Origin of the sequence: Spirosoma sp. (assembly GCF_048594605.1) — a bacterium.
In the GTDB taxonomy this organism is placed as follows: Bacteria; Bacteroidota; Bacteroidia; order Cytophagales; family Spirosomataceae; genus Spirosoma.
This window is the reverse complement of record NZ_JBMDWV010000401.1, coordinates 15,435-37,488: the sequence shown is the minus strand read 5'-3', so window position 1 is coordinate 37,488 and position 22,054 is coordinate 15,435. Positions and strand designations below refer to the sequence as shown.

General features: G+C 45.3%; 11 protein-coding genes and 1 tRNA gene. 3 read left to right on the top strand and 9 right to left on the bottom strand.

Translation table 11 applies throughout. The annotated features are described in order from the left end of the window. The first annotated feature begins 69 nt into the window (after positions 1–69). The 3 genes from bshC to ACOJS8_RS25015 all read left to right on the top strand — a co-directional run bounded on the left by bshC (position 70) and on the right by ACOJS8_RS25015 (position 3,355). Positions 70–1,617 (top strand): bacillithiol biosynthesis cysteine-adding enzyme BshC, encoded by a 1,548-nt coding sequence (gene bshC / locus ACOJS8_RS25025; RefSeq protein ID WP_420151292.1) that lies wholly within the window; start codon positions 70–72, stop codon positions 1,615–1,617. 17 nt (positions 1,618–1,634) lie between these two features. Then, the gene (locus tag ACOJS8_RS25020; protein ID WP_420151291.1) at positions 1,635–2,228 is read left to right on the top strand and encodes a 5-formyltetrahydrofolate cyclo-ligase; all 594 of its coding nucleotides are present in this window, start codon (positions 1,635–1,637) and stop codon (positions 2,226–2,228) included. A gap of 113 nt (positions 2,229–2,341) precedes the next feature. Then, positions 2,342–3,355, top strand: a complete 1,014-nt coding sequence (locus tag ACOJS8_RS25015; RefSeq protein WP_420151290.1) for an aspartate-semialdehyde dehydrogenase — start codon at positions 2,342–2,344, stop codon at positions 3,353–3,355. Between the two features lie 158 nt (positions 3,356–3,513). On the opposite strand, the gene ACOJS8_RS25010 is transcribed toward ACOJS8_RS25015, so the two are convergent. The 9 genes from ACOJS8_RS25010 to ACOJS8_RS24970 form a co-directional block, all read right to left on the bottom strand. Continuing rightward, positions 3,514–3,951: an RNA polymerase sigma factor gene (locus ACOJS8_RS25010; protein ID WP_420151334.1), complete on the bottom strand. Its 438-nt coding sequence runs from the start codon at positions 3,949–3,951 to the stop codon at positions 3,514–3,516. A gap of 429 nt (positions 3,952–4,380) precedes the next feature. Further along, entirely contained in the window at positions 4,381–8,319 is a 3,939-nt protein-coding gene (locus ACOJS8_RS25005) for a hybrid sensor histidine kinase/response regulator transcription factor (RefSeq protein WP_420151289.1), read from the bottom strand. A 407-nt stretch (positions 8,320–8,726) separates the two neighbouring features. Then, positions 8,727–8,800 (bottom strand) — tRNA-Pro (locus tag ACOJS8_RS25000). A gap of 94 nt (positions 8,801–8,894) precedes the next feature. Continuing rightward, positions 8,895–11,282, bottom strand: a complete 2,388-nt coding sequence (locus tag ACOJS8_RS24995) for a M1 family metallopeptidase (RefSeq protein ID WP_420151288.1) — start codon at positions 11,280–11,282, stop codon at positions 8,895–8,897. A 33-nt stretch (positions 11,283–11,315) separates the two neighbouring features. Next, positions 11,316–13,694, bottom strand: a complete 2,379-nt coding sequence (locus ACOJS8_RS24990; RefSeq protein WP_420151287.1) for a M1 family metallopeptidase — start codon at positions 13,692–13,694, stop codon at positions 11,316–11,318. A 102-nt stretch (positions 13,695–13,796) separates the two neighbouring features. Next, positions 13,797–14,405 (bottom strand): HupE/UreJ family protein, encoded by a 609-nt coding sequence (locus tag ACOJS8_RS24985; RefSeq protein ID WP_420151286.1) that lies wholly within the window; start codon positions 14,403–14,405, stop codon positions 13,797–13,799. A 3-nt stretch (positions 14,406–14,408) separates the two neighbouring features. Beyond that, positions 14,409–14,921 (bottom strand): gamma carbonic anhydrase family protein, encoded by a 513-nt coding sequence (locus ACOJS8_RS24980; protein ID WP_420151285.1) that lies wholly within the window; start codon positions 14,919–14,921, stop codon positions 14,409–14,411. 106 nt (positions 14,922–15,027) lie between these two features. After that, positions 15,028–16,245 (bottom strand): hypothetical protein, encoded by a 1,218-nt coding sequence (locus tag ACOJS8_RS24975; protein WP_420151284.1) that lies wholly within the window; start codon positions 16,243–16,245, stop codon positions 15,028–15,030. A 153-nt stretch (positions 16,246–16,398) separates the two neighbouring features. After that, positions 16,399–21,972, bottom strand: a complete 5,574-nt coding sequence (locus ACOJS8_RS24970; protein ID WP_420151283.1) for an alpha-2-macroglobulin family protein — start codon at positions 21,970–21,972, stop codon at positions 16,399–16,401. Positions 21,973–22,054: the final 82 nt, after the last annotated feature.

Here is a 22,054-nt window from a genome sequence, read left to right as displayed (position 1 = left end):
CCTGCAAGCGTATCAAACTCCGAACCTTGCGGTTTTTTCTGTTGTTGAGCCGAATAAATCCCAACCCGCATGGACTGTCAGTACCTGTCACTTGCCTCAACGGGCCAGTTTTCGTCACTCTTTCTCGATTACATCACACAAAAAGATAAGCTTACGCCTTTTTACAACCGCTTTCCTACGTTAGCAGCTTTTCAGGAACAAATAAAGGAGAAAGCGTTTGATGAGTCGAAGCGCCAAATTCTTGTTGATACGTTGGAACGACAGTACCAATCCATTGCTAATAAGCCTGATTTGTCGGTACTTCTACGTTCTAATACGTTTACAGTCACAACAGGGCATCAACTGAATATTTTTACGGGTCCGCTTTATATTGTTTATAAACTGATCACGACCATCAAGCTGGCCCAACGGTTAAAAGAAGCCTATCCAGCTTATAACTTCGTGCCTGTATATTGGATGGCAACTGAAGACCACGATTTTGCCGAGATCAATCATTTCTCCATGTTTGGCAGAAACTATGACTGGCAAACTGAACAACGAGGTGCCGTCGGGCGGATGAATCCGCAGGAATTAGAAGCTCTTTTCAAGAAAATTCCTGAGAAATTAACCCTGTTTGAAGACGCCTATTTAAAGCATGGCACCCTTGCTGATTCCGCTCGTTATTACGTTAATGAACTGTTTGGTGCAGAAGGCCTGGTTTGTCTGGATGCCGACGATGCTGCTTTGAAACGCATTTTCGCGCCAATCATGCGCGACGAACTTATTAACCAGCAATCGGGTGAGTTAGTCCAGAAGAAAACCGAGCAATTAGAGAGCCTGGGCTACAAAACGGTTATTACGCCCCGCGACATCAATCTGTTTTACTTAGATGATCAGCTACGCGAACGTATTGAGCGCAAAGAAGATGGAACGTACCGGGTGCTTCACACTAAACTAAAATTCTCAGAAACTGAGGTGTTAGCTCTGTTAGACGATCACCCTGAGAAATTCAGCCCTAATGTAGTGCTACGTCCTCTGTATCAAGAAACTATACTACCAAATTTAGCCTACATCGGGGGTCCGTCGGAAGTACCTTACTGGCTACAGCTAAAGGGTGTATTCGAGCATTTTGAGACAACATACCCCCTACTGATGCCGCGCAATTTTGCTATGTATGTCCCATCGGTAAGCGCCAAACGTATTTGCAAATTAGGTTTAACTCCAGAAGAGCTTTTTCAGGATACGCTTACTCTCAAACGAGAATTTATAGATCACCATACCCGTCACTCACTCAAGTTCGATAACGAGAACAAGACCGTCAACAAAGCTCTGGATGCTATTCTGCATAAGGCACAGATGGTTGATCCAACGCTCGAAAAGGCGGTTCTGGCCGAAACAAAGCGATTTGCTAATGCGGTAGCCCGACTTGAGAAGAAAATGCGCCGGGCGGAAGAACGCAATCAGGAGACGGGAGTCCGGCAATTATTAGCCGTTAAAGAAGAGCTGTTCCCAAACGGTGGCTTGCAGGAACGTAGCGAAAACTTTCTGACGTTTTTCTTGAACGATCGGACGTTTTTACAAAAAATGCTGTCGGTCTTTGACCCATTTGATTACCGAATGCAGCTTTGCCTTGAGTAATACTGACGTTACGTTCAATGAATAAAACGCAGCTACGGCATGAATATTTAGCAAAACGGAAAGCGTTGACTGCTAGTGAGGTAAAGCGACGTAGCCAACTCATAGCCTGGCGTTTTCTCGATTTTTTAAGAAAAAAAGATTTATCTAACGCACCCACTACGGTTCATACATTCCTACCAATTAAACGTCAGAATGAAATCGATACGTGGATAATCATTAGTAGCCTTTGGGACAATTACGCTGATTTACGAATTGCAGTGCCCGTTACAAATGTTGCAACGCACACGTTACATCATTACTCTTTAGTTCAGCAAACTACGCTTATTGAGAATCACTGGGGTATTCCTGAGCCGGCAACCAGCGATCAGTTACCAGTGGCAACTGTCGATATCGATATAGTGCTAGTTCCTTTACTAGCTTTCGACCAAGTAGGTCACAGAGTTGGCTACGGTGGAGGTTTTTATGACCGATTTTTGAGCGAATGCCGTGCAGATTGTTTAAAAATAGGATTGTCCCTGTTTGATCCTGTTAAACAAATCGAAGAAATTGAGCCGACAGACGTATCGTTGGAAGCCTGTATAACGCCAGATCAGGTCTGGCTTTTTTCATAATAAATTAACTGTGCGTCAAAGTTTTGCCGTATTTTTGCACTCCAAATTGGAACGCGGATACGTATCCGCATTTATTAACTTAATAAAAGCGGGTTTATACCGCATTAGCTAAAATGAAAATCGCAGTCGTTGGCGCCACAGGCCTTGTCGGTGGCGAAATCCTAAAGGTGCTGGAAGAACGTAATTTTCCGGTAACTGAACTCATTCCTGTTGCATCCGAGCGTTCGGTTGGTAAACAGGTGGAGTTTAAAGGTAAACCGTACACGGTTGTTAGCTTTGAGGATGCCATTGCTGCTAAACCTGCCATTGCCATTTTCTCGGCGGGTGGCAGTACGTCGTTAGCCTTAGCTCCAAAATTTGCGGAAGCAGGTATTGTTGTTGTTGATAATTCATCGGCCTGGCGTATGGACCCGACCAAAAAACTGGTTGTCCCTGAAGTGAACGCTGATGTACTAACAGCCGAGGATAAGATTATTGCTAATCCTAACTGCTCGACCATTCAGATGGTTGTTGCACTGAAACCTCTGCATGATCGCTACAAAATCAAGCGTGTCGTCGTTTCTACATATCAGTCTGTAACAGGGACGGGTAAAGCAGCTGTTGATCAACTTTTTGCCGAGCGTAATGGGGATAACGAATCGACGAAAGTGTATCCGCATCCAATCGATCTAAATGTGTTGCCGCACATTGATGTTTTCCTCGATAATGGTTATACAAAAGAGGAAATGAAGATGGTTAATGAAACCAAGAAAATTATGGGTGATGAATCGATTCAGGTAACAGCTACAACGGTACGCATTCCAACCATTGGTGGTCATTCTGAAGCGGTCAATGTTGAGTTTGAAAATGATTTTGAGCTTAGTGATGTCGTCACCATTTTAACTAACGCTGAAGGCGTTGTAGTACAGGATGATCCGAAAAATAAGGTTTATCCTATGCCGCTAACCGCTCATGGAAAAGATGACGTATTTGTGGGGCGTATTCGTCGTGACGAAAGTCAACATAATACCCTAAATATGTGGATTGTAGCTGATAATTTGAGAAAAGGGGCTGCAACCAATGCTGTACAAATTGCTGAATATTTGCTGAAAAACAGCTTGGTTGAAAGTGATCCAGTAATTGCGTAAGCATCTCAGACTGCTTTTAACACAAAAATCCTGCTGACTCAGCAGGATTTTTGTGTTAAAAAGAACTAACTATGTGCCGTCAGCCCCAATCGCTCATAGATGTAGGTATTTAATAAGTATAGCTGGTCAAATAATTTCTGGAAATTACTGCTTATCAGCTAGTTATTGCAATGCAATTGCTTATTGTATAGCTGATATACTTTATCACGACTACGTTTTAGCCGCATTTTAACCGCACTTTCAGAAATCTGATACTGCTCACCAATTGACTTAACCGACATGCCCTGTTCATGCTTAAGTCGCAACAACTTTGCCTCCTCGACAGGAATTTTATTCATCGCTTTTTCTAATGCATGCCATTGAGCAAGGAAGTTATCTGACTGGTCGGGCTCTATTATTTCCTGCGTGTAATTCTCCACCAGCGGTTCAGTATTCATACGTTTACTTATCCGTAGCTGGTCAAGGCAATAATTATGAGAGATACTATATAACCAAGTTAAAAAGGCAGATCGATTTTGAAACGTATCTAATTTACAAAAGACCTTAATGAATATGTCCTGCGTAAAATCCTTCGCAACCTCAGGGTCCTTTGTCATCGATAGGCACTTCTGATAAACTTTAGTAGCGTATCGATTATAGATAGTATCAAAATTATCTATTCCATTAAAACTGTTACATATGTTAAAATTATTATGTTTTTCCGTAAAAATCGTCTGCATAGGTCGAAGAAAAGAGTTGATAAGTGATTACAAAATGAGGAAAGCTTAACGAATTGCTAAGCTGAATTTTCAGGAAACGAATTAGAACTTGTAAACTGGAAGATAATTCGTCTGCATAGTGGGCGTGATTTGTTTGTGATAAATTGACTCCAAAGTTCCGCCTATCGCCTTGAAAAAGACTGGTACTTTTATATCAAAAACAGGTACATATGTACCAAATACCAAAATAAAGTCTTTAACAGGCTTTTTTTAAATACCCAATCAGTCAGTATAATTGGAAATCATCCGTACACCAGATACATCTCCCTAGTGGCCTTTCGCAAAAGCAGAAGGTGTCAATTGATAGAGCTTACGAAAAGAACGGGCAAAATAAGATGGGTCTTCGAAACCTACCCGGTAAGCCGTTTCGGCTACCGAATGCCCTTGCCGTAACATTTGTGCAGCTCGTTTAAGACGATAATTACGAATAAATTCTCCCGTAGATAAGCTGACCAGAGCTTTCAATTTACGATGCAGATTCATACGGCTCATACCGCTTTCCAGAATCAACTCCTCAACGCCGAATGTAGCGTCATCAAGGTGATGCTCAACAATCTGACAAAGTTTTTCTATAAGGGGCTCAGTAACGGGGCCAGAAACTGATGAAGAATCAGGATTGGTTATGTTCGTCAGTACCCAATCCCTTAGTTGTTTACGCTGTTCCAGTAAATTACGTATCCGCAATTGTAACTCTTGAACATGGAACGGTTTAGCAATATAATCATCAGCGCCTGAAGAAAGTCCCTGCAATCTATTCTCTATCGATACTTTAGCAGTTAATAGAATAACAGGAATGTGACTGGTACGTGGGTCTTTCTTTAGCCGGTTGCATAATGTATAGCCATCCATTACAGGCATCATCACATCGCTGATTATTAGATCTGGCCCTATCTGAAGCGCTTTTTCTAAGCCTTCACCACCATCCGAGGCTCTATAAACATTATAGTGATCTGGTAAATTATCAACTATGAAGTTGCTCAACGCTACGTTATCTTCTACAACTAATAGAATTGGGGATTCATCAGAATGAGGTTCCTGAACATCCGTATCCTGAACAGGTTCCGTCTCTATGGTATGTACTAATCCAGGCTGTGCTTGTGCTGATACAGCAATGGCATGGCGATAAGGAAGATCAATGATAAACGTAGTGCCTATACTCACCTTGCTTACTACCTGAATAGTACCTTGCTGAATCTCGACTAACTCTTTTACAAGCGCTAATCCAATACCTGCACCATCTTGCTGGTCAATACTGGTATTGTCAATTTGATAAAATAGATTGAAAATATGAGAAAGTTTATTCGCAGCAATTCCGATACCATTATCCGAAATCTCCAGGCGTATGGATGACGTTATTCCAAGGCCTGCATTGGTACTGATGAGTTCATGACGGCTATCAATCATTAAATTCATTGTAACCCGCCCGCCCGAAGGTGTAAATTTCAATGCGTTTGCAAGTAGATTATATACTATACGTTCAAGCTTTTCAGTATCAAACCAATAGTAAGCCTCTTTACATTCAGTACGAAAAAGAACCTGAATTCCTTTCGCCGTAGCTTTCGGCTCAAATGATTGTACTACACGGTTTAAAAATTCAACTAAATCGCCCTGGCTTTCCCGCAATGTCAGAACATGAGCCTCCGCTTTCGATAGCTCCAGTAACTGATTAACCAATCCTAATAACTGGTTTGCATTTTGGTTAATTATTTCTAATTGCTGCTGAACGGCTATATCATGCGTACGAAGCATCAGCTGCTCAACAGGGGCAAGAATTAAAGTCAGCGGAGTTCTGAATTCATGTGTGATGTTTGTATAAAAACGCTTTTTAATGGCATCAATAGACTTAAGTTGTTTCGATTCCTGTTCGCTCAGATACGAACGTATCAATACGTAACAAACTCCTAGGCCAACGAACACATAAAGTAGAACGGCCCACCAGGTGGCCCACCAGGGAGGCTTAATAATTAAGGTAAGCTCTCGAACATGCTTACTCCATATGCCAGAAGTATTTGATGCATTAAGCAACAATTTGTAATTGCCCCAGCGCAGATCGGTATATTCTGCTGTCGGGTGGCTAATTTCAACCCAATCCCTGTTAACACCAGTCAATAGATAGCGATACTTGATTTTACTTTGCCGATTGTACTGCATTGCAGCAAAAGCAATTGTAATGAAGTTCTGATCATAGTTCAGTTCCAAATGATCCATCGCCTGCGCAGGTAGTGAATCTGTCAAATCGTCAGCCTGAATGGACCGATTGTTAATCTGTATATCGGTGATTTGAACAGCGGGTTGATACGTATCTTCATGTAATTGATGTGGATAAAAGGAGGTAATCCCTTCTAAACCACCCAGTAGAATTTGATTATCAGGCAGATGCAAATAATGAAAGCGATTGAACTCGTCGGCGAGCAGACCGTCTTCGTGGGTATAAATGCGAGTTTTAAATGTCTGCCGGTCCATACGGCAAATGCCCTGGTTAGTAGCAATCCAAAGCAGCCCCTGCTGATCGGGAATTGCCGCGTACACTACATTATTGGGTAATCCATTTTGCGTAGTAAATCGTCGGCACATACCTGTCCGCTTATCTAACCGGCATAAGCCACTGCCGAATGTACCAATCCACAGAATGTTTTTATCTGCCGGGTCATCAAACAGACACAGTAATTCATTGCTACTAAGACTGGTATCATCGTTAAGTTCGTGCGTGTAGTTCTTAATGTCACCGTTCGACCGGTCAACTCGATAAAGACCATCCGTGCGGGTTGCAATCCATAAAGCACGTTCGTCTACTGTAAGCTGAAGTATGTACCCTTTTACGCCATAGCTCTGACTCGATCTATTCCTTTGGCCTTGTGCTTTAGCGCGAATTGGAAAATGAAAAGGATGCCATTTACTACTTTCATAATACATCGCCATCGAATCTGTAACAACCCAGATTTGCCCGTCAGGATCTGTAGCCATAGGATCAACAGGATCAGTCCAGGCATAACGTAGCAAAGGTGGTTCCGGAAAAGGAATAGGCACCACCTGTTTTGTATGCAGATCAATTTGGTACACCAGATTTGTACCCATATTGAACCACATTTTTCCTGCTTTATCGAACGTATATCGAAAATTGTAAGGAACCGCTCCGTTAGGAATCGGAATCTTTGTGATTCCCAGAGTTTGAATTAATAAATCGTGGTAAAAATCACGTTGATAAGGAATGGCCCGAAACAAATTTGCTCTGAGATTGTATTTCAGCACACCAGACTTGTCTGTCCCTGCCCAAAGAACGTCAGAGCGATCAATGAACAGACTACGGAATTTTGCTTTCTCTATGCAACGGGCCAGTAATGTTACACCAGTCTCTTCGTTGAAACGTAGTATGGCTTCGTGTTGATCAAAATACTCATTTCCCTGGCTGTCAACAACAATGCTGGTGTGATGCCAGTCGGTCTTTGCTTTAGAATTCGTAACAGCAGGTATCGAGACCGATCGAATCAGACCTGCTTCAGGCTTTACTAAAAAGATATAGCGGCTGGAAACGACCAATAAATCGCCGTTTTGTCGAAGTTTAATTCCGCGTATATCATTGGCAGGAAGCGGATACAGTACAAAACGATTCAAGCGCTGGTCAAGGCGGTAAAGGCCTGTCTTGTTAGACATCCACATATGCCCTTGCTTATCCTCGACAAAAGCACTGAAGGTAGGGAAATACCCTGGAATGGATGGCCTTTTGTATTGATTAACATGCTGATTTTCAGAATCAACACAAAGAATCTTATCGGATAAATAACTAATCCACAAAAGACCCTTGCGATCTATATACAGCGCATCTATAATATCGGACTTATTATCCAACACTCGCTTAAAAAAGGGCTGATGGGATATATTGGTGAAAGTTTCCCTAAGAGGGTTCAGGATGTCAATGTCATTATGGTCACTGAGTATCCATATATGTCCCTTTTGATCAAGGCCCAAACCGAAGAGGCTGGAAGATGAAATTCCTGGCTTTGTATCAGTAGACGGCTGAAACACCTTGAAATGATTCCCATCGTATCGGCACAGGCCGTCACGCGTAGCCATCCAAATAAAGCCTGCACGATCCTGCAAAATGGCTGGCACAAAGGCTTGTGGTAACCCTTGATGATCGTTGATTATTTCAGGTTTAAGCAGTGGCAACCCCTGCGCCCTCACCGGCACCCCATGTAAGTGAATCATCACAAACAGAAGGTAAATTACCGGTAAGACTAACGGCCAGCAAAAATTCACCCTTAGTCGCATTAGTCTCAAAAGAGAAAGTCACTGATATAGTAGTGGCAATATACAAATATCGCACAAGTGAACAAATCTACATTTATTCATAAACATCGTAATACAGTAAAGAATCCGCTACTGTTGGGAGCTTTGTTGAAGAAACCGTTATAGAAACCAACACTTCGCTGGAGATACGATATGGACGGTTAGACGCCAATACGGGGTGAAACTTATAGAAGCTGTATGATGATTGCTGGAATTTAACTCAATCCAGGCGTAAGCAAATTAGGAAAGTCGTTCAGTAGAGTACCAACATCAAAAGGTGGTAGACAACAAAAAGAGACGTAGCTTGCTACGTCTCTTAAGAATCGTCGGGAAGGCGGGATTCGAACCCACGACCTCTTGCACCCCATGCAAGCACGCTACCGGACTGCGCTACATCCCGAATGGGACTGCAAAACTAATGCATAATGAAGAATGTACAATGGATAATGGTGTAGAATTTCCTGAATCATCCATTGTATGTTCTTCCTTAGCTATTAATTCTTACTGCTCCCTTGCCTGGCAGGCGAAGATGTAGCTCGTTGCTGCATAGGGTTGGGCCCTTGAGAACTCTGTCTCTGTCTAAACAACTGAAAGCGTGTTGGCCGAGCAACACGTGGGAACGAGTTATTCTCGTCATCAATGTCAGCTATTTCCTGAAAGGGATCGAGCGTCCACTGGCTGACTTTCTTGCGCGTCGCGATTACTTTCTTAATGGACACATCATTAAATCGCCATATTTCGGCAGGAAAACGGGCAACAGAGTCCGTACCATCTTCAAACTGCATATGAATAATAACTGGCATAGGCAGACCCCCTTTATTCTTCAGCGATACTGTATAAAAATTGGTACTACCATACGATTCAAGCGCCTTACGTTCATCTTCACCCAACGTTGCCAAATAAGCCTGATATTTTCTCTTATCTTCATCCGTAACCGCATAAGGGTCATAACTATTATAGAAATCCTTCATTGTTGAATCTCTGGCGATAACCGTCTCGGCTTGGGTTGCGGCATCCCGTTGTTTACTGATTGTGCCAGCCCGACGTTGTGCTTCGGCTTTAGCAGCAGCTTTACTGACCGTTGGATCGCCAGAATCCATCTGGAACCAATCTACCTCTACAAGATCCTGATCAACAGGCTCAACGACGTAGAACCATCCTTTCCAAAACCAGTCCAGATCAACGCCTGAGGCATCCTCCATGGTACGGAAAAAATCGGCCGGTTCAGGACTTTTGAACGCCCACCGACGCGCGTATTCTTTGAAGGCATAATCGAACAGCTCGCGACCCATCACTGTTTCCCGAAGAATATTTAACGCTGTAGCTGGTTTTGCATAGGCATTTGGCCCCAAGCTAATCACATTGTCAGACGAAGTCATAATAGGTGATAGTACCGCTTTATCTGACTTCATATAATCAACAATATCCCGTGGTTCTCCCCGACGAGACGGAAAATTATAATCCCATTCTTTTTCGGCCAGATATTGACAGAATGTATTTAGCCCCTCATCCATCCAGGTCCACTGACGTTCGTCAGAGTTGACAATCATTGGAAAGAAATTATGTCCTACTTCGTGGATAATAACCCCGATCATACCGGCTTTTGTCTGAGCGGAATATGTACCATCCGGCTCGGGGCGCCCTCCGTTAAACGAAATCATTGGGTATTCCATACCGCCCCCCGCCGTAGCATGACAGGAGATAGCAACAGGATATGGATATTTGATCGTACGGTTTCCGTAGGATTTTAAGGTATGTTCAACCACACGGGTAGAGTATTGACCCCATAGCGGGTTACCTTCCTTTGAATAAAAGGACATACTCCAGATTTTTCGGCCATCGCCATACACATCTGTCTGCATAGCATCCCAAATGAATTTACGGCTGCTGGCAAAAGCAAAATCCCGTACGTTCTGGGCATTATACACCCAAGTTTTCTTACCATTTGCGGCTCCCGGTTTAACTTTCTCAGCAGCCTCGGCCTCGGCTTGCGTAACAATCAAAACAGGCGTTTTCGACGTAGCGGCCTGTGCCATGCGTTTTTGTTGCGTAGCCGTTAATACTTGTTTATAATTCTGGCACTCACCCGTTGCGCCGACTACATGATCACTAGGCACCGTAATGGCTACTTTGTAATTACCAAAAATAAGTGTGAACTCCCCTTGACCTAAAAACTGCTTATTCTGCCAGCCGTTGACGTCGTTGTAAGCGCATAAGCGTGGGAACCAGTGAGCAATGAAGTAATTGTAGTTGCCGTCTTTGGGGAAAAATTCCATTCCACTACGTCCATAATATTCAGTAATGAAATAGTTCCAGTCAATATTAAACGAATAGCTACCACCCGGCTTTAAAACCGCTGGTAAATCGATTCGCATCATGGTCTGATTGACGGTGTATTTGATAGGCTTGCCTGATTTGGCATCCTTTACAGCCGTAATCTTGTAACCATAATCTTTTTTTGGATCCAGGTTGGTTCGGGCGGGCGAATTCAAGTTGACGAGGTCATTCATACTCATACCTCTGGCGGGCGAATCGCCTGTCCGCGTTACGCTTCCCGTTGAACCTTTCGCAAAATAATTCTGATCAAGCTGGAGCCAGATAAAGGGTAATTCATCCGTTGAATTGTTATGATACGTAACGATTTCCGTACCAATAATTTTTTGATTCGCATCATCAAGCTCTACTTTGATGTCATAATCTGCACGATTCTGAAAATAATCTTTACCAGGCGCCCCCGCTGCTGTTCGGAACGTATTGGGTGTGGGCAGCATTGGCCCTAGTTGTTCAAAACGCGTATTCGCATTTTGAGTAGCAGCCGGGGTCTGAGCCATCAGATTGAACGAGCCCAGGGATAAACCGACCAGCATGAATATAGTTCTCATAGTTTGTAGGTTGTGCGTTAAAATAGGTAGCCTTTAATTTCGACCAGTTCCTTGTCTGGCGGGTGCCTGCTGACGCTGTTGCTGCATAGGATTTGGCTCCGCTCCCCGCTGCCGTTGCCGGAATAACTGAAACCGCGTAGGCTGCGTTATGGGTGGAAATGAGTTGTCGCTGGTGTTGATATCGGCAATTTCGTAGAATGGATCAAGTGTCCATTGCTTCACCTTCTTGCTCGTTGCTATTACTTTCTGAATAGAAACATCGTTGAATCGCCATATTTCGGCGGGGAAACGCGCAATTGAATCTGTTCCATCTTCAAATTCCATCCGTACAATGACGGGCATAGGCAGCCCGCCCTTATTTTTTAATGAAAGCGTATAAAAGTTTGTCCCTGCCTCAGCGAGTAGCCGCTCTTCGGCACTTAGCGATGCTACGTAATCCTGGTATCTCTTCCGGTCTTCAGACGTAACGGCGTAAGGATCGTAGCGATTATAAAAATCTTTCATAGTGCTATCCTGCGCTACCACAGTCTGGTCTTTACTGAGCGCATCTCGCTGCTTACTAATAGTGTTCATTCTACGTTGCGCTTCCGTTCGGGCTTCGGCCTTTGTTACGTCGGGATTTAGCGAATTTACCTGGAACCAATCCACTTTTACTAGTGACTGGTCAACCGGCTGTACACCGTAGAACCATCCTTTCCAAAACCAGTCCAGATCAACGCCTGAGGCATCCTCCATGGTACGGAAAAAATCGGCTGGTTCAGGACTTTTGAACGCCCACCGACGCGCGTATTCTTTGAAAGCATAGTCGAACAGCTCACGGCCCATTATGGTTTCTCGCAAAATGTTCAGGCCCGTAGCCGGTTTAGTGTAAGCATTCGGACCGAACGTGTTGCCGGGAATATTATCCGAACTGCTCATAATAGGCACTTGTTGCGTCGAATCAAGCTGCATATAGGGTACAATATGCTGTGGATCTATACCAGTAGCCGGATAATCAGCATCCCATTCCAGGCAGGCTAACCCCTCCAGAAAGCTGTTCAATCCTTCATCCATCCACGACCACTGACGTTCGTCGGAGTTCACAATCATCGGAAAAAAGTTGTGTCCTACTTCATGAATTACCACGGCAATCAGAAAATTTTTAGTACTGACCGAATACGTACCGTCGGGTTCAGGCCGGGCGCCGTTGAAGCTGATCATCGGATATTCCATGCCGCCCACAGGTCCATGAACCGAATACGCTACAGGATAGGGATAAGCAATGGTCCGACGAGAATAGGAACGTAATGTATGAGCGACCAGACGGGTCGAGTATTGTCCCCAAAGCGGATTGGCTTCTTTAGGATAGAGCGACATAGCCCAAACTCGTTTTCCTTCGATAGTAGGCTGCAGCGCATCCCAGATGAATTTACGGCTGCTGGCAAATGAAAAATCCCGTACGTTATCTGCTTTAAAAACCCAGGTTTTAGTACCGGCTGGCTTGCCCTTTTCAGCCGCTTCGGCTTCCGCCTGCGTTACGATCACTACTGGGTTTTCACCGGACTTATCACCCCGATTTTTAGCTTCATTCCACCGTTTCTGTTGCGTAGCGGTCAGAATCTGAGCTGGATTTTGTAATTCGCCAGTTGCGCCAACAATGTGATCATTAGGTACAGTAAGTGCGACTTTATAATTACCGAAGATCAATGTAAACTCTCCCCGCCCAAGAAATTGCTTGTTCTGCCATCCCGTTACGTCATTATACGCACAAAGTCTTGGGAACCATTGAGCAATTTCATATATATAGTTGCCGTCTTTCGGGAAATATTCATATCCACCCCGAGCGCCTACGCTTTTTACATCGACGATCTTGAAATTCCAGTCGACCGAGAACGTAACGGATTTGCCGGGTGCTACGGGCTGTGGCAAATCGATTCGCATCATGGTCTGGTTAATTGTGTATTTGATTGGCTTACCAGATTGATCACGTACTGCCGTTATTTTCTGACCATAATCTTTGCCCTGAATCGAAGCATTCGGATCAAGTTGGCGGAGGCTTGCGCCTTGGTGAGAATCAATGCTATTGGTCTGCGTTGATTTACCGATAGCATCCGGTTTAAATAAATTCTGATCTAACTGGAGCCACAGGAATGGCAAAACGTCCGACGAGTTATTATGATACGTAATGATTTCAGAAGCCGTTATTTTTTGATTCGCATCATCGAGCGTAGCTTTGATATCATAGTCAGCGCGGTTCTGGAAGTAATCTTTACCGGGCGCACCTGACGCCGTCCGGAACGTATTGGGCGTTGGCATCTGGGCCCCTAGTTGCTCAAAACGTGTATTGGCCCGTTGGGTAGGCGTAGCAGTCTGTCCCAAAACGGAGGTAACTGAAATGGCCAAACCAGCTATCAGCAAAATTATCTTTTGCATGTATTCAATTATAGTTGTTGATAAGTGTAACAAAAGTACAAAAAAGCTACGGTATGCTCTTGACGTAGAGCAGAATTCAGTCGCTACGTGGTTACAATGTCTTCACTTCATCAATTCGCCTAGATACTCGTTCTCAATAATAAGTGACAAAGCCATACCGGCTACAATCCCCGAAATTACCAGCGTCCAACGCAACCGGCTACTTCGCGCTACGTTCAGGATAATATAGGTCAGCGTAAGTATAATACCGACAATTACCAGTTGCCCGAGCTCAAGACCAAGGTTGAACGCTAGCAACGGCTTCACAATGCTAGCTTCCCGGCCTAACAGGCTACGCAGGTAATTTGAAAAGCCCATTCCATGAATTAAGCCAAAAAGTAAGGCCAGAACATAGCGACTCCGTTGAGTGACCGTTTTTGCCCCTCTTGACTTAGGCTCCTGGAAGAAGAAATTAACGACCGCTGTAATAAGAATAGTAATCGGAATAAGTAGCTCAATCAGGGCGGTTTTGTAATGAATAAGTTGCAGCGTAGCTAAAGCCAACGTAATAGAATGACCAATGGTAAAAGCCGTTACCAGGATTAAAACTTGCCGCCACTGCCCAGGTGTGTAAATAGCACACAGAGCGATAACAAACAGAATATGGTCGTAACCGCCGGGGTCGGTAATGTGATCAAAACCTAAGCGTAGATAAATCAGAAAATCGTCCATATCTTATTCCTTGAACCAATCTGCGTACATAACGTAATTGTTGGCTGTCCGCTTAAATATTTCCGCCTGTTCTGGTGAGACCGTTTTAAGAAAACGAGCTGGATTGCCCGCATAAATAGAGCCGGGAGGAACGGTTGTATTCTGAGTAACAATAGCCCCGGCAGCGATAATGCTTCCCGCGCCGATAACGGCTCCATCCATCACAATAGCGCCCATACCAATCAGTACGTTATCCTCAAGGGTGCACCCATGAACCACAGCGTTGTGAGCTATGGATACGTAATTTCCGATAGTGGTTTTAAAGCGTTGATACGTACAATGAATTACTGCGCCATCCTGAATATTTGTCCGGTCACCGATTTTAATGGAATTAACATCGCCACGTATTACTGCGTTGAACCAGACCGTACAATCGCGTCCCATTGTTACATCTCCGACAATGGTAGCATTATCGGCAAACCAGCAGTTTTCGCCGAATTGAGGGGAAACTCCCCGAACAGATTTAATTAATGCCATATCGCAAATATAGATTGATCAATACTGTTTACCATTAGATTGCTCTACAAAGCAGAAGGGCTGATTCAGTGAATCAGCCCTTCTGCATGTTGCGCTAACAAGATTACTATTTCTTGTCAACTTTATCGGCCATTTTTTCAAACCAATCGCCAATATCGTCGACTGTTTTGTTGGCTTCTTTCTTCACTTTATCCCAGTCGTCAGACGTTGAACGTTGCACTTTGATATAAGACTCACGCAACTGATCCCGTTTGTCTTCCAAATCTTTAACGCGATCCTCACGTTTCTTACGGTCTTTGCGACTTTCGTTTTTAACTTCAGCCTTGGCCTCTTCGAGTTGCTTGTCGACTTTGTCCATCTGATCCGAAATCCGATCGCCTAAATCACGACGGTCACGGTCTGAAGATTGGTTGTTCGATCGGTCATTATCCCGATCATTCGACCGGTTGTCGCGGCTGTTATAGTCGTTGCGATTGTCCCGATCCCGGTCATCATTCCGGCGGTTGTCGCGGTCATCCATTCGCCGATCGTCATTCCGACGACTATCCCGGTCGTTATCGCGATCAGATGAGTTGTTCCGATCCCGGTCGTCGTATCGACGGTTGTCGCGGTTATTGTCCCGATCATTATATGAATTTCGATTATCCCGATTATCATAATCGCGGTCACGATCGGAATTACGCCCGCCGTTTGACCGATCATCATAGCGATCATTGTAAGAATACCGGTCATTATTGCGCCGGTCATTGTAGCGATCGTCCGACTGGCGATCATTATTCCGGCTATCATAGTCTGACCGACTCCGGTAAGAATCGCGGTTATCATAGCGATCACGGTCCCGGTCGCTATCATTATTACGATCGTTGTAGGAATACCGGTCGTTGTTCCGTCGGTCATCATAGCGATCATTGTACGAATCCCGATTATCGTAGCCACGGTCGCTGTAACGATTATTGTACGAATCGCTGCCTGACATACGGTTTGGCCGGTCAGACTCATAGCGATCATCAGATGAGCGATACGAATTACTGTAAGGGTTGCGATACGTACTATATGAATTTTCGTCGCGGTAGCTGTTACGGCTCATCCGCTGATCGTCATTGCGATCCCGATTTCTACGACTGAATATACTTCCTTCGTTTCTATCATTTCTATTATTATCCCGGTCCCGAGAGTCCCGGTCATCGCTTGTACGATCTCTCTGCACCATATCTTCCCGGCTATTCTGTGAATTGCCATAAAGCCATCGTTCGGTCGACGCACAGGATGATAAACCAACAGTAGCAGCCAGGAAGGCCGCCACTACCCATATTTTCCTTTTCATAACGTTGTAATATTTATAGCATCATTGAGTAAAACAGTTCAAAAAACGTACCAGTGTAGGTTTTGATACGTATAACCAACGAAATGGAGCAAATGTTGGCATTTCGTTCTACAATCAGCGTAGAATCACGTACCCGGTCAGTAGAACCGTTTACTAACGAATTGTAATAGCGCCAGCCCCATTATAGCTTCGATACTCGCCATTGTACATGGCATCGGCCGAAACTGGACCAACGATAAAACGACCTTTGGATACGGCTCGCGCCAGATAATAGAAGGTTTGTTCGGTGCCTGTAGCCTTCGTGTAAAAATTCATCCGGTCGTCGCGCAGATCGAAGTGCTCCGGAATTGAGGGGTTCTTAATCCAAGGCATATCCCGTGGTTCTGTTAACCGCGGATTTTCGACTTCCAGACCGGCCGGGAGCAGGTCCGTTATTACTACGTTTTCTACGTTTAGTCCGTTTGTGCTGGCAACCGTGATTTTCACCACAACTAGATCGTTCTGTCTAATTCCGTTTACAGGCAGGCCATCGCGAGTCAGATAGGTACGTCGCACACGTAGACCATTATCCTCATCTGAAATTTTTCCATTTGCAGGAACGCCCTCACTCTGAGCAAAGTAATACACATTACCGGTGCCATTAACCTGTAATTTAAGCGGTACATTTGTCGGAACGCGATTTAGATTTAAGATTGAGTTCGTCATACTCCCCAGCGATTTACCTGACGCCGTTAACGTAGCAGTAGCAGTGCTGTTTGCCGTTTGACGAGCCAATTTGCCCAGTGCCAGGAATGAGAAAGCGGCTTCCTGCGTATTAAGATAGGTATTCTGTTTCAAGGCATCCGATAGCTGCCTTGCCAATGCAGGAATCTGTAAGTTACCGCGATCCGTATCGACCAGAGCATCGAGCACGAGAGCCAGATTGCGTAGCGGAGAGGCATAACTTCCTCCCGTTTGGCGCTGGATTGTGTTGTCAGTAAATCGCTTTGGTAGCAGAGCCGAAAAACTGCGCGTATCACCAATTCGGAAGAAGGCTGCCGCGAGCAGATAACGGCTATCCGGCGTTAGCAAGCCGACATTTTGTTTATAATAGTTCATCGCCGATCGGTTCGGTTTTCCAGCAACCGACAGTACGTAAAGCGAATAAATACTGGTACGACTGGCTACTTTGCGCGCCGTTCGGCCACCGGCTTCATCAAACGTAACGTCGTTTTCAGTAGCCGGATTATTGGTAAACGAAGTCAGAAAATCAATGGCCGAACTAAGGACGGACGGACGAACTTCATAGCCTGCTTCCTGCGCTTCCGTCAAAAAATGAACGGCATAAGCGGTCGCCCATTCGTCTACATCTGACCGGCCTGACCTCGCGCCAGCCGCTGCTGTAATCATACCTGGCCACATCGTAAAACCTCCGTTCTGAACCTGTAAGCCTTCAACGGTCTGTATCGCCTGCCGGACGTTGGTAGTAGGGTTCAAATCACTCTCACCAGCGCGAACGAAGTATGTATTAGTCGACAACTGCTTCGTTAAATCGGCAAAGTAAATCTGCGGAAAGGCTTTCGAAATTGTCTGTTCTATGCATCCGTGTGGATACCCTAACAGATAGGATAACTCCCTACCATATTGGATCACGGGCGACCGACTTAACGTAACGCTTGCCCGTGCTGTACCCGGAAGAAAGTTTCCAGCCAATTGTAATGTTTGTGTTTTCCCAGCAGCCACCGCACCAGCCAACACTGTTTTTTGTAACGAAGCCGCCGGACGAACCGTTACGTCTGTTTTCTCCGTAAATGTTTCATTTAGTCCTTTGACCGTTACGGTGATAGAACCAACGCCAATTGCCTGTTTTGCTGACAGATGGAACGTAGCGCGACTTTCCCGGCCAGGCTGTATAGTGAGTTTCTGCGTGGTTAAACTGTCGGCCGATAAAGGGCCAGAGAGATTCAGTTGAGCCGTTACGTTTGCCAACTGCCTGGTTGTATTGCTGAGATTAACTGGCAGATCGAGCCGGTCGCCAGGTGATAGAAAACGCGGCACGCCAGTGCTGATAACAATCGGGTCGGCCACTTTTGTATTGCTATTGGCCGAACCAAACGCCTTGTCTTTATAAGCCACTGCCATTATCCGTAAATCACCTGAAAACTGCGGTATATCGATCGTAAATTCGGCTTCGCCATTAGAGCCTGTGTTCAAAATTCCACTCCACAGCGCCACTAACTTTACCCGACCATTGCTCAACGGATTCACCCGCCGTTCCAGATCATAGCCGTCCCCGCCAGTGCTTGAGACGGATTTTAACGATAGTTCGGGATAAAGGAGGGCATACAAATCATGACTTCCTACTTCGAGGGCTCGTTTTTGGTAAAAAAAGCCGTGTGGATCAGGGGTTTTAAAATTCTTAAGTTGCAGAATTCCCTCATCGACAACCGCGATGGTTACCTGGGCGTTACCTGCTGTTTTTACCCGAATCGTTTGTTTCGTTTTCGAACGCGATTGCGGGACGGCCGTAATCGCAACAGGCAGTTTAGTGTCTGCATCCTGCACTGGTACCGGCGCGAATCCGTGCGCAACCGTTAATGGCAGGTTGGTTTGCTCCCCATTTCGGTTGTCGATAGATCGAATAAGCGTCGCCGTTACGTAGACATTCGGCAAATGCTCGCCATTAACCGAAAAACTCCATTCCGCTGATTTATTGTTTGTTGTGAGCCAATGATGTTCCAATACCCGGTTTCGCTCGACGGTCAGGAGCAGTTTGCCATCAAAGGGTGCCTTAATCAGTACCTTGGCTTTGTCGCCAGATTGATACGTCGGCTTATCAAGGGTCATTAGTACCTGTCCTTCCTGGCTCACTTCAAACGATGAGGCCGACGTATTCCCATAGCCATACGCATAGAAACCCGTTGCAGAATAACCCGTTGCATTGGGCCGACGAACCCGAATTTCGTATTCACCCGAAACGGTTGGAACGTAGCGTATACCTGCCTTTCCATCTTTAAAGAGTAACGCATTGCTGTAAACTGGTTTTTCGCGTCGCCTGGTCGTGTATTTAAGCTGATTTCCGCCATCGTTGCGCTTCTCGATAACCGTTTGATACTCATACCGAACAACTTCAGCCAATGCCGAAGCGGAAGCCCGTAAGGTACCTGATGGGTCAAGTGCTAGTAAATCAACTGCAACAGGAGCATTTGTAGCAACGTAACGATCGGGCAAACGTATTCCGAAAAATGTATTCTGCGTCAGTACGTCGAACCGGCGAAGCCGATTAACCGGACGGCCGTTTTCGTCAAATACTGTTATAAAAAGTTTGGCTTCCAGCAAACCAATGTCCTGGTAAAGAGCCGATATCGGGAATCGTTCTGTTGCCTGCCCGTTCGCATTAGTACGTCCTTGTCTGAGTTCTTTCGGGAAGGCATCGCCCTGTTTGCCTGGCTCACTTTTGTCTTGCCCGGAAGGAATCGAAAAATCATAATCGCTGAATCCTTTAGGTGCAAACACTTTCCGTTTTAGCTGAAGCTCCATTTCATAAGCCCGATCAGACGCTGGCGGCCCAAATAAATTCAAAGCTGTGGCCGAAAGGGTAACTGTCTCGCCCGATTTGTAGCTGGTTTTGTCCGTGAATAAGTCCACTTTTATTCGATCAGGAATAAATTCCTCAACGCTAATTGCCTGAGACGTAAGCAGTACGTTATTTGCATTTAGTACTTCAATGGTATACGTTCCTGTTACAGCGGCAGGATTAAGTGTTACGTCTGTTACTACGGCCCCTTGCGCATTGGTGGTTTTGCGAAATGATCGAAACTCGCGTCCGTTCGGTGTTAGGATACGTATCAAGACCGGAATTTCGATCGGGTGATCCGCCGATGCGCTTGCACTCTGTCCGATTTGAGAACGGATAATGGTATTAAAATGAATCGTTTCACCAGGGCGATAAATATCACGGTCGCCGTACACAAACGCATCAAAACCCGATTCATTATCTCGTTTACCTTCTACCTCAAAACGCGACGTTTCGACTTGTGTATCAGGCAGGAAAAGAAAGTTAAAATCATCGTCTGTACGTGCTGTTACGAGAGCGATCTTGAATCCAGGTGCTTTTTCTCTCACTTTATCAAATTTCACAAAGCCAGTTCCATCTGTTTTGAGCGAATAAACCGATTGGTTATTGCTGCTGACCAACGTAACGTCAATTCCCTGTAATGGCTCAGCAGTCTGAATAGAATTGGCCCAAACCAGCACCTCGTCCTTTGTCTGGCGCGTAACCAACCCAATGTCCGACACAGAAACTAACTGATTAGCCTGTAAATACGCTTCGTCTTTCGAATCGACGGAGACCAGATAGACACCCCGGAGTGGATGCTCCCGGAAATTATTATCCTGATTCGGCAGGGCCAGATTTAAGGCCGATACGCCTTTCACTTTAGGCAGATCCGCCGTTTCAATCGTTTTGTTGACCAATACGTCGCTAAGCTCTCCCGACTCATCGCTGCCATAGCTGAACGTACCGGAAGGGCCCCATTCGCCATTCGCATTTTCCTTATACTCTTCGTAACGATTCGAGCGTAGGTAATGCAGGATATTATTTTCGTACACCTTCGCAATCTTAACCTGAACTTTTGGTACGTTGACGATAGCCAGCCCGATATTCCGCGCCCCTTTTGAGGAAAGATAAAGTGCTTTTTTACTGGCAAACTGAATACTCGCCGGCATTTTCCCGAAGAACAGATCGCGCGTTACTGATTCTTGCAGCTTAGTTCCCAATATGCCCCGGATTTGATCGGTAAGCGTCACTACGTACGTATCCGTTTCGTTGAAATCCCCGCGAATGATAAAGCCATTTTCTGTCAGTTCAGCTGTGCTTTCAACCTCTGGCTGAATGGTATAATACGTCTTCAGATCGGCGGGTTGCAGCTCCTGCGTAGTAACTACCCTAACTACGCCCTGCGGTCGGGAAGCCCCGTCTCCACCGTTGCGGCTACTTTCGAAACTGGTTTGCACGTCAGTAACTTCGATCGAATAGCGCGATGGTAGCGTACTGGTTTCCTCGATCGCTTCCTTACTTATGTAAGCTGTGTTTGGCACTTTTAGCCCTTCTCCAATCTTTATGGTCAAAGGTTGTTCATTCTTCAACGCTGGCGCATTCGGTAAGGTTAACGTAACAACGTTCTGGGCTTCGCTCGGCGACGTTTGCGCGGTGAGGACTTTCCCCTCTGTCGACAAGGACAGCTTTTCTGTTACGCTGGCCGACGTAACGGGATAGTTAAAATTCAACCGGGTTTTTGCAACGGGCTGCCCCGTTTCGCGCGAGCGCGTCCACCAATCTTCAACGCTGGTTAATTGCAGATAGGGCGTATGAAAAGCAATATCATCGCCCGAAACTTTAAGCTTTTTGTTATTTGAACGCTTGAGTAAATCGTCTGTCAGCTCGGCGCGGTAGTCGGTGGCTGGGTCAAACGCTTGTGCCGGCGAAAATACTAATTCATTCGGGGCTGTCCACTTAAATTTTCCACGTACCGCCGGTATGAAACGAACGTATTGCGTCGAGTCCCATTCGTTAAGCTGACTGGCCGGTCCGACGTTCTTGTTTAACGTAAAGGTCAGATTTTGTGTTTGTTGCACCTCGTCGTCGAAATTGCGGCCGACGACCGCTACCTCGTTGAATGACAGTCGGGAACACTGAACAAGAAATAAAGGAAGCAGCGCCAGAGGTATACGTGCACGGGTTCGCATAGAAATGGAAGAGAAAGCCGAAGAGTGACGAACAAATCAATTCAAAATTGCTCAGCAAGCGAGAATTTCAACCAACGACTTA

Excerpts from the sequence above, each read along its gene's own strand:
- bshC (WP_420151292.1), top strand. The coding sequence starts at position 70 with ATGGACTGTCAGTACCTGTCACTTGCCTCAACGGGCCAGTTTTCGTCA.
- ACOJS8_RS25020 (WP_420151291.1), top strand. The coding sequence starts at position 1,635 with ATGAATAAAACGCAGCTACGGCATGAATATTTAGCAAAACGGAAAGCG.
- ACOJS8_RS25015 (WP_420151290.1), top strand. The coding sequence starts at position 2,342 with ATGAAAATCGCAGTCGTTGGCGCCACAGGCCTTGTCGGTGGCGAAATC.
- ACOJS8_RS25010 (WP_420151334.1), bottom strand. The coding sequence starts at position 3,951 with ATGACAAAGGACCCTGAGGTTGCGAAGGATTTTACGCAGGACATATTC.
- ACOJS8_RS25005 (WP_420151289.1), bottom strand. The coding sequence starts at position 8,319 with ATGATTCACTTACATGGGGTGCCGGTGAGGGCGCAGGGGTTGCCACTG.
- ACOJS8_RS24995 (WP_420151288.1), bottom strand. The coding sequence starts at position 11,282 with ATGAGAACTATATTCATGCTGGTCGGTTTATCCCTGGGCTCGTTCAAT.
- ACOJS8_RS24990 (WP_420151287.1), bottom strand. The coding sequence starts at position 13,694 with ATGCAAAAGATAATTTTGCTGATAGCTGGTTTGGCCATTTCAGTTACC.
- ACOJS8_RS24985 (WP_420151286.1), bottom strand. The coding sequence starts at position 14,405 with ATGGACGATTTTCTGATTTATCTACGCTTAGGTTTTGATCACATTACC.
- ACOJS8_RS24980 (WP_420151285.1), bottom strand. The coding sequence starts at position 14,921 with ATGGCATTAATTAAATCTGTTCGGGGAGTTTCCCCTCAATTCGGCGAA.
- ACOJS8_RS24975 (WP_420151284.1), bottom strand. The coding sequence starts at position 16,245 with ATGAAAAGGAAAATATGGGTAGTGGCGGCCTTCCTGGCTGCTACTGTT.
- ACOJS8_RS24970 (WP_420151283.1), bottom strand. The coding sequence starts at position 21,972 with ATGCGAACCCGTGCACGTATACCTCTGGCGCTGCTTCCTTTATTTCTT.